Below are 13,910 nucleotides of genomic sequence, written 5' to 3'. Positions count from 1 at the left end.
AGCCACCCGTCACAGTTCCTCAGCTCTTGGTTCGCGTCACCCGTCGATACCCTTCGTGCAGGGCCGGTAATCCGAGCGGAAGTGCGAGGAACCCGAACCCGAGAAGGGCATATCGGTCTGTATCCTGGTGTCGCACGACGAGGAGCGTCGCGACGATGCCGAATAGCGCAATTGTGTATGCCGTGTTGCTCCAGAGCACGTCGTAGGTCGAACAGTACAGCCAGCAAACGAACGTGTAGGCTGGGGCGTTCCAAGTCGGAGGATGGAGTTTCGGCCAGAAGAACCGGCAGTACGTGGTCCAGCCCAGCATCGCCAGGGTCGGCAACCCGACGAGCCATACTGCTGCCCCACGGCTCCTGTCACCGTATCGCCGGTATCCGGCGAGGAAGAGTGCGGGGAAGCAGAAAACCCACAGCCAGATGCCGATAGTGTAGGTCACTGGCCAGTGCTCGATGCGGGGCTGTGTAATCGGTAATCGTAGAGACTCGGGCAGCGTCGCCCACGGGAACGAGGGGTCGGGAACAGGATTCGTGAGGAACGCGACCAGACAGAGGACTGTCCCGACGAGTAGTCCGTACAGTCCCAGCGTCGTGTATCGGTCGAGCCACGGTGGAAGCTGCAGATGCGTTGACTCTTGACGGCGGTCGGAGAATCCGGTCATCGTTCAAGTTTCCCGGGTGGAAATCAGGTATCTCGTTCGAGTGCTTCGCGTCGCTGTTCGTATTCCTCGTCGGTCAGCTCTCCGCGGGCGTAGGCGAGCCGGAGCTCCTCGAGGGCTTGGTCTGAGCTACTCTCACTTCCCGTAATCGCACGGTAGATGAGGTAGCCACCGCCGAGGAGGGCAGCGAGGAACAGTAGCTGCATCACGATGCCGACGATGAACATCCAGCCAGGCATCGTCCCGTCACCCCACATGTGACCGCCCCACATCCCGCCTATCATTGGGCCGAATCCCATCATCCCGAAGCCCATGAAGAACAGTGGGACGATGAATACGGCGCCGATGATAACGAGGAGGAGCGTAACAAGTCGCGTGTCGTCTGAATTTGTCGGCATATTGTGATCCCTCCGTGAGTTTGGGTCTCAAGTAATACTACGTCCTAACTATTCAATGCGGTTGTGCCTTCGACCTGCGTGTTCCACCCACCGCTAATCTTTTGAATTCACACTCTCAACGGCTCTAACCTGAACTATCTGAAGGAAAACTGCAAAAGATGATCCGTACGACGATACATCTATGCAGGTGACGATGGTCGAGGGCATCTTCGAAGCCCTCCGAATCGGTGTTGGGTTCCTCTGGACGGCGGCGTGGGCGATCATTATGGGACTCACGATCACGAGTCTCGTCCAGGTCTACGTCTCCAAGGAGCGAATGGCACAGGTGCTGGGCGACGGTGATCTGAGCGGGCTCACCAAGGCGACTGCGTTCGGGGCGGCGAGCAGTGGGTGCAGCTTCGGTGCCGTAGCCATCGGGAAAGGTTTGTTCAAGAAGGGGGCGCACGCGGTCAACTTTCTCGCGTTCATGTTCGCGTCGACGAATCTGATCGTAGAACTCGGGCTGATGATTCTGATTCTGCTCGGCTGGGAGTTCCTCCTAGCGGAACTGCTGGGTGGCCTCATCCTCATCGCCGTGATGGCGGTGATCGTCCACCTCACGCTTCCCGAGAATCTCTTTGCCGAAGTTCGAGAAACGCTCAACGAGCGCGACCGTGAGGCGGGCGTCACCGAAGACCCGACCTGCGGGATGGAAGGCAAAGACGAGTACACGCTCACGACTGACGGCGGTGAGACGCTCAAATTCTGCTCGGAGGGCTGTATGGAGACCTACCGCCAGGAGACGTCGAGTCGCGGCGGGTGGCGTGACGAGTTGTTGTCGTGGGGTGGCTGGTACAAAGTCGGGAATCAGTACCGCAAGGAGTGGTCGATGATCTGGAAGGACATCGTCGCTGGCTTCCTTATTTCTGGGTTCGTCATCGTCTTCGTCCCGCAGTGGGTGTGGAACACGCTGTTCATTCAGGGCGACGGCCTGCTCGTGACCGCCGAGAACGCAATTATGGGTGTCACCATAGCCGTCCTCAGTTTCGTTGGCAGTATGGGTAACGTCCCGTTCGCCGTCGCGCTGTGGGGCGGTGGCGTCAGCTTCGCCGGGATCATCGCGTTCGTCTACGCCGACCTCATCACGATCCCCGTGCTGAACGTCTACCGGAAGTACTACGGCTGGAAGATCATGCTGTACATCCTCGGCGTCTTTTTCGTGACGATGGCGTTCACCGGCTTCCTCATGGAGCTGCTGTTCGACGCGCTGGGAATCGTTCCGGATCTGGCGGGCGGCGAGACGGCGACCGAGCAGACGTACTTCAAACTCAACTACACGTTCTATCTCAACCTCATCGCGTTCGCGCTCTCCGGGTTCCTGCTGTATGTTTATCGTCGCGGTCTCGGTGCGCCCGGCCAGTACCGCGACCCTGTCTGTGGGATGCGGACTGACGATAGCGAGCCATCGGCGACGCACGACGGCGAGACGTACTACTTCTGCTCGCAGACCTGTAAGGAGACATTCGAAAAGGACCCAGATGAATTCGTCCATCAACACCCAGAGGCGGGAACGTCTCAGGATCATGACCACCATTGAACATCGATTGGGGATATCGAATTTGCGGGGCTGCCAGCCCCGTGATTGCGTTGGCCAATCAAAACTGGTACAGCAATGTCTCACGAACTCACACATATGAGCAAGTGTCTCGGAGGATCGAGGTGGAGAAGATGAATCGACGGCGAGCCGATACCGTAGCCGGTGCGTTGGTCGCTGCCGTCCTCATCGTCGGTGGTGTGCTCACCTGGCAAGCGTACCAGCAACAGCAGGCCTTCGAGCAGATGGGCTCGATGATGGGTACGTCGATGGGCGCGGTTCACGGAACGAACCCACTCTTGTACGTTCTCGGAACGCTTCTTGTCTCGGCTGTCGTTGGTGGGGGCTATCTCGTGGTTCGAGACGAGTTCACTAGCACAGAGGGAACCGATCGATCACAGACTGGCATGGCGAATCAAACCGATTCGGAGAGTATCGAATCGCAGGATGGGCCCGTTCAATCAGAGGGAAAGATCAATCCGGAGTCCCAGCCACAGGCGCGCGTATTGGACCTCTTGCCGGATGATGAACGCCGAATTCTCGAACCGGTCCTCTCGTCGCCCGGTATCACACAGATCGAACTCCGGGATCGCTCGAACTTCTCGAAAAGCAAGGTCAGTCAGACGGTGAGTGCCCTCGAGAAGCGCGGCTTACTGTACCGCGAGCGACAAGGGCGAACGTATCGCATCTATCCGAGCGACGACTTACAACAGAAACAGGCGAACTAGCGGGGGATTCTCGGGAATCCGTGACTGTTCACCGTATCGCCGCGACTAAACTCGGAACGAGGATGTTCGTATGAATGTCTCTCATCGCGAGGCCTTTACTCGCTGACCGCGAAAACAAAGGCAATGACCTCCTCGGGACTTTCTCGCCGTAAAATCCTCCAGTTATCGGGGATCTCGACTCTCGGAGCGCTTGCGGGGTGTGCCAGTCCGCTACCGGGCACCGACGATGGTGGCGGTCGTGCGGTGACTCCCCGTCCGACTGTCACGGCTGACCCAGATACATCGGTCAGCCTCACTGCGACATCTGGGACCATTCGACCAGCTTCGGATACGTCGACGACTACGTGGCTATACGATGGACAGTATCCGGGCCCAGAGTTGCGCGTGCAGGAAGGTGACGTGCTCAGCGTAGAACTGGCTAATGACCTGCAGGAGGAGACGACGATTCACTGGCACGGGATTCCTGTTGCGAATCCGGTCGACGGTGTCCCGAACGTGACGCAAGAGCCGGTTGCCTCCGGTGATACATTCACATACAAGTTCCGTGCCGAACCCGCTGGAACGTATTTTTACCACAGCCACGTCGGACTCCAACTCGATCGTGGCTTACTCGGCCCCCTGATCGTTGAAGAACGAGACCCACACGTTGAGTACGACCGCGAGTATGTCGTCGTGCTTGACGATTACCTCTCTAGAGAACCCCGTCTTCCGTCGGACGGTGGGATGGGTGGCGGTGGAATGGGTGGAATGATGGGAGACGTTCGACCACCATACGAAGGGCTTTTGATCAACGGTAAACTGCCCGAGAACCCCCCGACGTTCGACGTAACGGAGGGCGATCGGGTTCGCTTTCGGTTCGTGAATGCCTCCAGCGCGACAGTCTTTGGTGTGCGAATCGCTGGACACGAAATGTCGGTGACCCACGCCGATGGCCAGCCCGTCGAACCAGTCGGGGCCGACTCGTTCGTCTTTGGTGCTGGTGAACGGTACGATGTCGTCGTGGAAGCGACGAATCCGGGGCGATGGTTCGTTCAGGCGAACGCGCTCGACGGGAACGAACCACCGGCCAGAGCCGTCGTCGAGTACGAATCCACAGACGGTTCGATCACTCCACAGCCTCCATCATCTTCGAGTAACAGATTGCAATACGGTGACCTGCGAGCACGCTCCTCGCTCGAAGGTGTGAGTGGAGATCCAGACCGGACGTTCGACCTGACGCTCTCACGCGGTAGAAACCAGTCCTACACGTGGACGATAGACGGACAAGCCTATCCGGATGCCGACCCGCTTCAGATTCGGCCTGGGGAACACGTCCGAATTCGGATGACCAATCAGAGCCCGGTCGTCCATCCGATGCACCTTCACGGCCACTTCTTCCAGGTCGGCAACGCGATCAAAGATACGGTTATCGTCCCGGGACATCGAGGACAGGTGACGCTGGACTTCCACGCGGATAACCCCGGTCGGTGGTTGTTCCACTGTCACAATCTGTACCACCTCGATGCGGGGATGGCGCGTGTTGTGGAATACGTCGAATGAGTGGGTTGAGACTCGATTTCTGGTTGATCAATCTGTCGTGCGAATGGTCTTGGTCCTGTCCCGGACGAAGCGTTGAGTGCCATCCTTGCGAATTCGAGCCGGATGAACGCTCTTGTTCCTGAAACACGATTAAAACGCTGTATACACGTTCTCGAACGTTCTCCTGCGTGAGTTCACGTCCATTGTCATAACCCTTGAGCGGTCCTACGAGTAACCGAGGAGAAAGACAATGACCAACTTCAAACTCGGTCGGTGGCTGATCGTGGCGCTCGCGCTCGTCGGACTCGTGTTCGCCTCCCCCGTGGTCAGCGCACACGGTACCGACACGACAGCTGACGACGCGCCCACGGACAACGCTACCGCTGATGACTGGGCTGCTTGGATGGAGGCACAGATGACCGAGCACATGGGCCCTGGTAGCGTCGAGTGGATGGAGACGCACATGGGTGTGACCGTCGACGAGATGGGCCAAGACATGGCTGACAACGACTACAACGGCGGGATGTACGGGCAGGGCCACTGCTGACGGCCTCTGACCGTTTCGATTGCTTCAAACGACAACCACGGTTCACCAACTCAGGATAATGACGCAACTTACCACTCATCTCGGACGCACTGCTCGCCGCCTCGCGATCCTCGCCATCCCGCTGCTGGTCGCGGCGACTGGAACGGCTGCCGCCCACGGCGGCGGGAGCTATGGCGGCGGGATGATGGGCGGAAGCGGCTGGGGCCTCTTCGGCGGAGCGATGGGGCTCTGGGGACTCCTCTGGATGGGACTCCTCATCGCCGTTCCGCTCTACCTCGTCTATGCGCTCCTCAACCGAGGATCCGGTGGGAACGATGAGCAGTCGTTGTCGGTTCTCCGCGAGCGGTACGCCCGTGGCGAGATCGACGACGATGAATTCGAACGGCGGCGAAAACAGCTCGAACGTACCGGATGATCGGAACGGCTGCTGTTCCAGCCGAAACACTGCCCTCCCCAACGATTGCTGTTGGGCACCCAACGGTTAACCCCGCGGACGGGGTATGATATTCCATGGAATACACAATACAGACCACAGTCACTGGCGAATTCGACGACGTCGTTGATGCAACGAACGCTGCACTCACGGACGAGGGATTCGGTGTCCTCTGTGATATCGACATTCAGGCGACACTCAAGGAGAAGCTTGGCGAAGAGTTCCGTCAGTATCGCATCCTCGGTGCGTGTAACCCTCCGCTAGCATACGAAGGGTTAACCGAGGAAATCGAGCTTGGTGCGCTCTTGCCCTGTAACGTCATCGTCTATGAGACTGATGACGGCGACATCGTGGTGAGTGCGGTCGATCCGGAGCAGTTGGTCGGGATTGCTGATAACGACGCGCTTGATTCCATCGCAACCGAGGTCACCGAGCGATTTGATCGTGTACTGGCAGCTGTTAGAGACGAGTTCGACCCCGCGTCGGAGGCCTGATCGTCGATGGCTTCATCGAATCAACTGGACACAACGACGATACTGCTACTGATCCTCGGAGCGTTCATCCTCCTTCCGTTGCTCATGATGGGGATGGGCTTCGGCGGGATGATGGGATACGGGGGAATGATGGGCCAGTACGGTAGTACCGGCGGCTGGTGGCCCGTTATCGGAATGCTTGTTCCACTCGTCTTCCTCGTTGCGCTTCTTGGCGGGGGCTATCTCCTCTTCAGACGGGTAAGCAAAACACAAACCTCTGACAACCCCGCGATGGAAGAATTACGTCTGGCGTACGCCCGTGGCGATCTCACGGACGAAGAGTTCGAATCCCGCCGAAACAAACTCGAACAATCAGAGTGACCGTCCGCTAAGGTACACACGCAGTTACTCCTTTCTGCATCTCGTTCTCGGTTCGAAGCTGGTACTGTTCGGACTTCCCTCGTTCTCGATAGTGTCGGACCACAGCGAGAATTATATCCGTATCGATCGTACCATACCGTATGATTCGAACACTCGTGGGTGTCCTCGGCGCTATCTCAGCACTGTTCCCGGACAAGATCGTCGGGCTCTTCGAGAAACTCGCGATTGCGAACCCAAGTGAGGGAACTGTGAGAGAGTGGGTCCGTCCAGCTATCCGGTCGGAGGGCGTTCTGATAGCTGCGATTTCCCTCCGTAACGGGCGAGCATACGCGTGGCTGATGAATCTTACCGGCCTGTTCGGCGCGATCGTCCTCCTGTTTCCCGATCTGTATCGGAGATTTGCCACCGCGTTCCTGTACGAGCGTCCGGAGTCGATAGAATGGAATGAGCGATTCCGCTCGGGTATTCGGGCTATCGGCGCACTATATGTCTTTTTAGCAGCGAAGACGTACAGGGAGCGCCACAACGAGACCTGAATCTTCCCGCCATCGACAGCTGGTGAATCTGTGATTTGGTTCGTTGCGCCCGCAGGTGTTACTTGGATTCTAAAGTTTGACCCCCAAGAGACCAGTATGATCGAAGGGGGAATCCGCTAAAGAGAGGGGACCGTATATATCCCTGTATGACGACGACCATCACCGTGGAAGGAATGTCGTGCGGTCACTGTGAGGAGACGATCGAAGAGGCCCTTGAAGAAGTCTCTGGCGTGACTTCCGTGACCGTCGACAGGGAAAGCGAACAGGCAAGTGTCGAGGGTGAGGCAGAGGTCACGGCCCTTGTGGAGGCTGTCGAAGGCGCAGGGTACACCGCTCACGCCTGAGTATAGGAATTAGCGGATAGCACGGACCGCTTCGAGACGACGGTCTATAGTTGTCTTTGGAGTTTGCCTACGATGGTCCTGCTGTACGGTTTCAGGGGGCGAAGATTCAGGAAGCCAGCGAATCCACCTCTAAAGAGCATATGACCTATGGACGACCACAAAGATACAACTGAGAATTCCCCGGGAGGAGAAGACCAGCAGGACACCAGCAGTCACCAGCACGAACACGCCGGCCACGAAGGCGAAGGACACGGCCACAGTTCCCACGAGGGACACGGTGAGGGACATGGCGGGATGCACGAAGGCCACGAGCAAATGTTCCGGCGGCGCTTCTTCGTTTCGACACTCCTGTCGATTCCCGTCCTCCTGTACAGCGAAATGCTCCAAGAGTGGCTCGGGTTCTCCGTCCCCACGTTCCCGGGGAGCGAGTGGATCAACCCCATCTTCGCGGTCATTGTCTTCGCCTACGGTGGGATTCCGTTCCTCCAGATGGCGGTCCCGGAACTGAAAGACCGGGCACCGGGGATGATGACGCTCATCTCGATGGCCATCTCGGTCGCGTTCATCTACAGTCTCGCGAGCGTGGTCTTCCCCACGCAGTCGGCGTTCTTCTGGGAGCTCGTCACGCTGATCGACATCATGCTGCTGGGGCACTGGATCGAGATGCGGTCGGTGCGGCGGGCTTCGAGCGCCGTCGACGAGTTGGCGAAACTGATGCCGGACACGGCGGAACGACTCACCGATGACGGCGAGACCGAAGAGGTCCCTGTCAGTGAACTCTCCGAGGGCGACCTCGTGCTCGTCCGGCCGGGCGCGAGCGTGCCCGCCGACGGCGTCGTCGAGGAGGGCGATTCGGACGTCAACGAGTCGATGATCACGGGTGAGTCCAAGCCCGTCTCGAAGGAACCCGGCGACGAGGTCATCGGTGGGACGATCAACGGTGACGGCAGTCTCCGTGTCCGTGTCGGTGCGACGGGCGAGGAGACGACGCTTGCTGGCATCATGCGGCTCGTCGAGGAAGCTCAGCAGAGCAAGTCCAAGACGCAGGTGCTGGCCGACCGCGCGGCGGGCTGGCTGTTCTACGTCGCGCTCGGGGCGGCAGTCGTGACCGCAATCGCGTGGACGGTAGCGGTGTCGTTCGATGCGACCGTCATCGAGCGCGTCGTCACGGTGCTCGTCATCGCCTGCCCACACGCCCTTGGACTCGCCATCCCCCTCGTCGTCGCAATCAACACCTCCCTGGCGGCGCGCAACGGGATGCTCGTGCGCGACCGCATCGCGATGGAGGACGCACGGAAGCTGGATGCCATCATTTTCGACAAGACGGGGACGCTCACCGAAGGCGAGCACGGCGTCGTCGATATGGCGACCGTCGACGGCGTCGACAAGGACGACGCGCTCGCACTGGCGGCAGCTGTCGAGACCGACTCCGAGCACATGATCGCGCGAGCCATCCGCGAGGCCGCCGACGAGCGCGATCTCAGAGCCCCTGATGCGACCGACTTCGAGGCGATCAAAGGACGAGGGGTTCGCGCGAACATCGATGGAAGCGAGGTGTACGTCGGCGGTCCGAATCTGCTCTCACAGCTCGATAGCGAGGTTCCGGGCCACCTCCAGCGGTTCGCTGACGATGCGGGAGAGAACGCACAGACGGTGGTGTATCTCGTTCGTGACGGAGAGTTGATCGCCGCGTTCGCGATGGCCGACGTGATCCGTGAGGAGAGTTTCCGCGTCGTCGATGCCCTCCACGACTTGGGCATTGAGGTAGCGATGCTGACTGGGGACTCCCAGGACGTCGCCAATGCTGTCGCCGACGAACTGGGTATCGACACGGTGTTCGCGGAGGTCCTCCCCGAGGACAAGGACGAGAAAGTCCAGGAACTCCAGGACCAGGGGAAGCTCGTGGGGATGGTCGGTGACGGTGTGAACGACGCGCCGGCGCTGACGCGGGCCGACGTCGGTATCGCGATCGGGAGCGGCACCGACGTCGCCGTCCAGTCGGCTGACGTCATCCTCGTCCAGAACAACCCGATGGACGTCGTTCGACTGGTCAAGCTGAGCAAGGCGAGCTACCGGAAGATGCAGGAGAACATCGTCTGGGCGGCCGGGTACAACGTGTTCGCGATTCCGCTCGCAGCAGGAGTCTTGGCACCGATCGGGATTCTGCTCTCCCCGGCTGTGGGTGCGCTCCTGATGTCGTTGAGTACAGTAATCGTCGCGATCAACGCTCAGCTGCTCCGCCGCGTGGATCTGTCCATTCCCGAGCTTCCGAGTGGGACACCAGTTACGGAGACACAGCCCGCTGACTGAGGTCCTTTCTAGCTACTACAAGAGGCATTCCGTTGTGGCTCCGTAGCTGTGATCGGCCCGTTGTCAGCAGGTGGTAATCAATTGTGTTTCGTCGGAACGAGAACTTGATTGTTCGATTACTTTACCCGTACTGTTCCGACCATTCCGGACCCCTCGTGTGGGATACAAAAGTACTCGTATGTGCCTGGTTCCTCGAACGTGTGCTCGTAATTCTCACTCGGAGCGATGAGCCCCTCGGTGACCCGATTCCTCGCACTACGTTCTGACTCGAAGCCACCACTTGCGAAGTACGCGGCATCGTCCGGAATCTCGTCTTCATACGCTGTGACCGTGTGATCGATGTCACTCTCGTTCGTCCACGTAACCGTCTCACCAGGTTCGATCGTCGCGGTCTTCGGCTCAAAACTGAGGTCGCCGGGCATCGTGACGGTCTGGGCCGACGAGGACTGTCCGCCGAGACACCCAGCAGTGCTAAGCATCGCTAAGGTGGCAGTGCTGAGTCGCAACACCGTTCGCCGATCGTAGAATTCGGGTGACATTGATACAGAGATGGGTGGTGCCGATTAGAGCACTACGAAGAGGTCAGTCACGTACATAATGGCGAGGCCGAGCAGGAATGCGAGTAGGTTCGTCGCACTCGCCACGCGACCGCCGGCATCACGAACCATTCGCGCGATCTCCCAGTCGACCTGGAGGATCGCACCAACCCCGATCGCAAGGAAGAAGGCACCAATCGTCGGCGAGTACGCGAGACTGCCGATCCAGCCACCGAGGATGACGGGTGCGCCGGCGATGATGCCGAGCGCTGCGAAGTGCTTGAGCGCCGGACGTTCCCCGCGAGCGACCGGCGCAACGACAGCCGGACCCTCCGTCACGTTGTGGAGCATGAACCCGATCACGAGGAACGCACCGAGCGACACCCGTCCGAGTGCGAACGAACTCCCGATCGCAAGCCCCTCGGCGAGGTTGTGCAGGCCGATCCCGACCGCGACCAGATACGCGATCCAGAGACCGCTGCTTGCCCGGTTATCACCAGCGGCGACACGGCCCTCACGCCACGCACTGATCGCCTGGACCAGGAGGAGTGCGCCGAATATCCCGAAGACGACCAAGAGGTTGCCCTCGTACGCGCCCGGAACTCGTTCGGCGAGTTCGAACGCTTCGAACCCGGCGTCAAACGCCAAGAAACCCAGCACGCCGGCCGCAAACAAGAGCACGGCGTGCAGCCACCGATCGCTCATCGTCTTGATGTAAGGGAACCAGAGCATCCCTAAGGCGACCGGAATCACGCCGACGAATAGCCCAATGACCGCAAGCGTCCCGAGCAGACTGAGGCTAAACCCAGGCGACTGACTCGGAGCGACGATCGTATTGTGGAACGTCGCTCCATCGGAGAGCACGAGAGCGACTTCGAGATCCCACCCTGGATTCCAATGATACGGAATCACGATCTGTGCGCTTTCCATCGGGGCGAGTGTTTGGTCACCACCGGCTCCTTCGACTCGGAAATCCCAGTAGGCCTCATCGACGAGGACCTGTGATATCGTCACAGATTCGGGTCCGTTGTTCGTCACGTGCAGGACGACCGTTTCGTCGCTCGGAAGCGTCGTGTGCGTGATCGTCACGTCGGGAAGCGGTGTGCCGCTCTGAACACCGGCGAGCGGGGACGTGAACGCAAACACGCCTAAGACGAGTACGAGCAACACGATCGGGAGTAACGCGCTGACCCATCGCGGAAGCCCGAGCGGTTGTGTGATCTCTTCGTCAGCCGCTACACCACCGTCCGTCGTCGGATCTTGTGTTTTGTCAGTCATGTTAGACCACCTCGAAGAAGCTCATCCAGCCGAGTTCGGCGAACTCTGACTGATGCGCGTGGAACATGTACAGCCCGGGCTCGTGGTCCGAGTAATCGATCTCGATGATGCCGCGCTGCGCCTGACATTGCATAATCGTGTCCACAGTCTTATTCGTCGGCGTCAGCGTCGTCCCGTGGTCGTAGTAGTCGAAGAACTGCGAATGCGTGTGGAACGAGTTGATGAGGTCGAACTCCGTCGCGTTGGACAGATACACCCGCTGGCGTTCGTTCTTGTCGATCTGGATGGGACGTTTCGTCTCGCCCGCCGTCCAGTTGCCCTGTCCGTCGGTGTCACCAACTCCGTATCCGAACGCCCGCGTGTTCGCCGCATAGACCTCGTTACCGCCGTCGAAGTTGGTATCGAACGAGTTCATCACCATCACCATCTCGTTGACGGCGTCGTTTTCGGCGTACTCGTGATTCCGGCTCTTCGCCTTTTCGACGAGCTGCGCCCGGAAGTCGTCGGTAATCGGCCCGTGATAGTTGACGTAATCGCGTGGGTTCTCCCTGACGCGGCCGGGGTCCGGATCGACGATGATCGTGCCGTAGAGTCCGCGGTGGATGTGCTCTTTCAGGGGGAGCGAGTGGCAGTGATAGAAGTGCGTACCGGCAGGCTGGGCGAGCCACTCGTAGGTGAACGACTCACCCGTATCGAGGACGCCCGGTCCATTCTGGGGAATCCCATCCATTCGCGGGTTGAGGTTCTTCAGGTGTGGATGAATCGTGTGCGCGTGCCGCCCTAGGTTCGTGAATTTGACGCGGATCAGGTCGCCCTCGACGGCACGGATCGTCGGACCCGGCACTTGGCCGTTGTATGCCCATGCCTGGAACTCGACGCCTGGCGCGATTGCTATCGTGGTGTCGACGGCGGTGAACTCGAACTCCCGCACGGTCCGGCCATCCTCTTCGTAGACCTGCTGGGGAACGTTATCCTGGCCACTGTTTCCGGTATTGAACGCGGTGAGGAACTCGTGCGGGTCGAAATCCAAATCTCGGTATTCACCCACCGCACCGAAGTTACCGTGTTCGTCTTCATCGTCGTGATCGGAGGCGGCACTTGCCCGGGAGCTCCCGAGTCCGACGGCTGCACTCCCGGCAACACCGAGACCACCGAGCACTGTGCGGCGACTGACACTCGTTTCACCAGTGAGTGATTCGACCAGTCGCTGTTCGAGGCGTTCTGTGACATCTGCTGCGCTATTGTAATCTATCGATGGCATGATCTCCTCCGCTGGTCAAGCCTACGCATACCCATACACGTCCATTGCACCACCCAATATATAAATTAGACTCATCTAAACTTAGATTGAGGCTAAACTAATAGACTCGCTACTGGAGACACATCAGTTTAGTTTGAGGCTCCAGTGAGCGTTTGAGCGGTTATGGATCGGGCCACTTCCTCTGGGAGTGCAACTCGTTCGTCGGTGCCATCTGGATCAAGCGTCACCATCCCAAATGAGGTGGTCTCAACAATTTCGACTACAGTTGTTGGGGTAATCCCGTGTTCAGACAGGTACCGGAGTAGATCTGGATCATTGTCTGGCACCCGTTCGATTCGAACCTTGTCGCCGACCTGCTGATCAGCGAGGGTTTCACCCGATTGTGGCGGTGAAACGTCCAGATCCGCTGTGGGAATCGGGTCGCCATGCGGGTCAACTGCCGGATTCCCTAACTGCTCTGCAATTCTGTCGGCAAATTGATTACTGATATGGTGTTCGAGGCGATCTGCTTCGTCGTGTACCTCAGCCCAATCGTACTCGAGGCGCTCCGTCAGGTATCGTTCTAATAGCCGATGATGCCGAATGATTTCGAGCGCGACAGGAACTCCAGTGTCTGTGAGTACAACGCCCTTGTAGGGTTCGTAATGGACAAAATCGCGCTCGGCCAATTTTTTCACCATACTGGTGACTGACGGTTGTTCTACGCCCATATGCTCAGCGAGCGTCGAGGTCCGCACCCGTTCATCCGTTTCGCCCTGGAGGTAATAGATCGCTTTGAGATAGTCCTCCATGATGGCGCTCAGCATTAGAGCGAAATTAGACGGGACTAAGTTTATAATTTGCCACGGAATGATTCGTCTTGTCGACAGCTGTGGACGTAAATCTGAGATGGGTCCGGTTATCGCCACGGTCAACACTGGCGCATTGATTTTCCGT

17 protein-coding genes are annotated in these 13,910 nt (G+C 58.8%); 10 read left to right on the top strand and 7 right to left on the bottom strand.

All coding sequences use genetic code 11. The features are described 5' to 3' along the window. Positions 1 to 19: 19 nt before the first annotated feature. Positions 20 to 661: a hypothetical protein gene (locus tag DVK03_RS19130; protein ID WP_094529625.1), complete on the bottom strand. Its 642-nt coding sequence runs from the start codon at positions 659 to 661 to the stop codon at positions 20 to 22. A gap of 23 nt (positions 662 to 684) precedes the next feature. After that, positions 685 to 1,056, bottom strand: a complete 372-nt coding sequence (locus tag DVK03_RS19125; RefSeq protein WP_115803911.1) for an SHOCT domain-containing protein — start codon at positions 1,054 to 1,056, stop codon at positions 685 to 687. 181 nt (positions 1,057 to 1,237) lie between these two features. Here DVK03_RS19125 and DVK03_RS19120 point away from each other — a divergent pair, with 181 nt between their 5' ends. From DVK03_RS19120 to DVK03_RS19080, 9 genes are all read left to right on the top strand, one after another. Next, entirely contained in the window at positions 1,238 to 2,632 is a 1,395-nt protein-coding gene (locus DVK03_RS19120) for a permease (protein ID WP_115803912.1), read from the top strand. 131 nt (positions 2,633 to 2,763) lie between these two features. Then, positions 2,764 to 3,357: a MarR family transcriptional regulator gene (locus DVK03_RS19115; RefSeq protein WP_115803979.1), complete on the top strand. Its 594-nt coding sequence runs from the start codon at positions 2,764 to 2,766 to the stop codon at positions 3,355 to 3,357. Between the two features lie 123 nt (positions 3,358 to 3,480). Further along, entirely contained in the window at positions 3,481 to 4,896 is a 1,416-nt protein-coding gene (locus DVK03_RS19110) for a multicopper oxidase family protein (protein ID WP_115803913.1), read from the top strand. 229 nt (positions 4,897 to 5,125) lie between these two features. Then, a complete protein-coding gene (locus tag DVK03_RS19105) occupies positions 5,126 to 5,422 on the top strand; it encodes a hypothetical protein (protein ID WP_115803914.1) in 297 nt (98 codons plus the stop codon). A gap of 58 nt (positions 5,423 to 5,480) precedes the next feature. Further along, a complete protein-coding gene (locus DVK03_RS19100) occupies positions 5,481 to 5,837 on the top strand; it encodes an SHOCT domain-containing protein (protein WP_094529615.1) in 357 nt (118 codons plus the stop codon). A gap of 95 nt (positions 5,838 to 5,932) precedes the next feature. Then, positions 5,933 to 6,349 (top strand): DUF302 domain-containing protein, encoded by a 417-nt coding sequence (locus DVK03_RS19095; protein ID WP_115803915.1) that lies wholly within the window; start codon positions 5,933 to 5,935, stop codon positions 6,347 to 6,349. A gap of 6 nt (positions 6,350 to 6,355) precedes the next feature. Further along, positions 6,356 to 6,709, top strand: a complete 354-nt coding sequence (locus tag DVK03_RS19090; protein WP_092565384.1) for an SHOCT domain-containing protein — start codon at positions 6,356 to 6,358, stop codon at positions 6,707 to 6,709. A 140-nt stretch (positions 6,710 to 6,849) separates the two neighbouring features. Beyond that, positions 6,850 to 7,245 carry a hypothetical protein gene (locus DVK03_RS19085; protein ID WP_058365393.1) on the top strand — a complete coding sequence of 132 codons (396 nt, stop codon included), beginning with the start codon at positions 6,850 to 6,852 and terminating at the stop codon, positions 7,243 to 7,245. A gap of 146 nt (positions 7,246 to 7,391) precedes the next feature. Continuing rightward, the gene (locus tag DVK03_RS19080; protein ID WP_092565388.1) at positions 7,392 to 7,589 is read left to right on the top strand and encodes a heavy-metal-associated domain-containing protein; all 198 of its coding nucleotides are present in this window, start codon (positions 7,392 to 7,394) and stop codon (positions 7,587 to 7,589) included. Between the two features lie 129 nt (positions 7,590 to 7,718). On the opposite strand, the gene DVK03_RS20355 is transcribed toward DVK03_RS19080, so the two are convergent. Continuing rightward, complete coding sequence (locus tag DVK03_RS20355) at positions 7,719 to 7,877, bottom strand: hypothetical protein (protein WP_176697295.1); 159 nt, start codon at positions 7,875 to 7,877, stop codon at positions 7,719 to 7,721. 6 nt (positions 7,878 to 7,883) lie between these two features. On the opposite strand from DVK03_RS20355, the gene DVK03_RS19075 reads away from it, so the two are divergent. Then, a complete protein-coding gene (locus DVK03_RS19075) occupies positions 7,884 to 9,899 on the top strand; it encodes a heavy metal translocating P-type ATPase (protein ID WP_233521850.1) in 2,016 nt (671 codons plus the stop codon). A 116-nt stretch (positions 9,900 to 10,015) separates the two neighbouring features. Here DVK03_RS19075 and DVK03_RS19070 read toward each other — a convergent pair whose 3' ends face one another. From DVK03_RS19070 to DVK03_RS19055, 4 genes are all read right to left on the bottom strand, one after another. After that, the gene (locus tag DVK03_RS19070) at positions 10,016 to 10,438 is read right to left on the bottom strand and encodes a plastocyanin/azurin family copper-binding protein (protein ID WP_115803917.1); all 423 of its coding nucleotides are present in this window, start codon (positions 10,436 to 10,438) and stop codon (positions 10,016 to 10,018) included. 24 nt (positions 10,439 to 10,462) lie between these two features. Continuing rightward, positions 10,463 to 11,713 (bottom strand): ZIP family metal transporter, encoded by a 1,251-nt coding sequence (locus DVK03_RS19065; protein ID WP_115803918.1) that lies wholly within the window; start codon positions 11,711 to 11,713, stop codon positions 10,463 to 10,465. Position 11,714: 1 nt separating this feature from the next. Next, on the bottom strand, positions 11,715 to 12,974 hold the full coding sequence (locus DVK03_RS19060; protein WP_115803919.1) for a multicopper oxidase domain-containing protein: 1,260 nt from the start codon (positions 12,972 to 12,974) through the stop codon (positions 11,715 to 11,717). Between the two features lie 128 nt (positions 12,975 to 13,102). Further along, entirely contained in the window at positions 13,103 to 13,780 is a 678-nt protein-coding gene (locus DVK03_RS19055; protein ID WP_115803920.1) for a metal-dependent transcriptional regulator, read from the bottom strand. Positions 13,781 to 13,910 lie beyond the last annotated feature (130 nt).

Source organism: Haloferax sp. Atlit-109R (genome assembly GCF_003665865.1).
GTDB lineage: Archaea > Halobacteriota > Halobacteria > Halobacteriales > Haloferacaceae > Haloferax > Haloferax volcanii.
The sequence above is the reverse complement of the archived record's forward strand: the minus strand, read 5'-3'. Positions and strand labels throughout refer to the sequence as shown.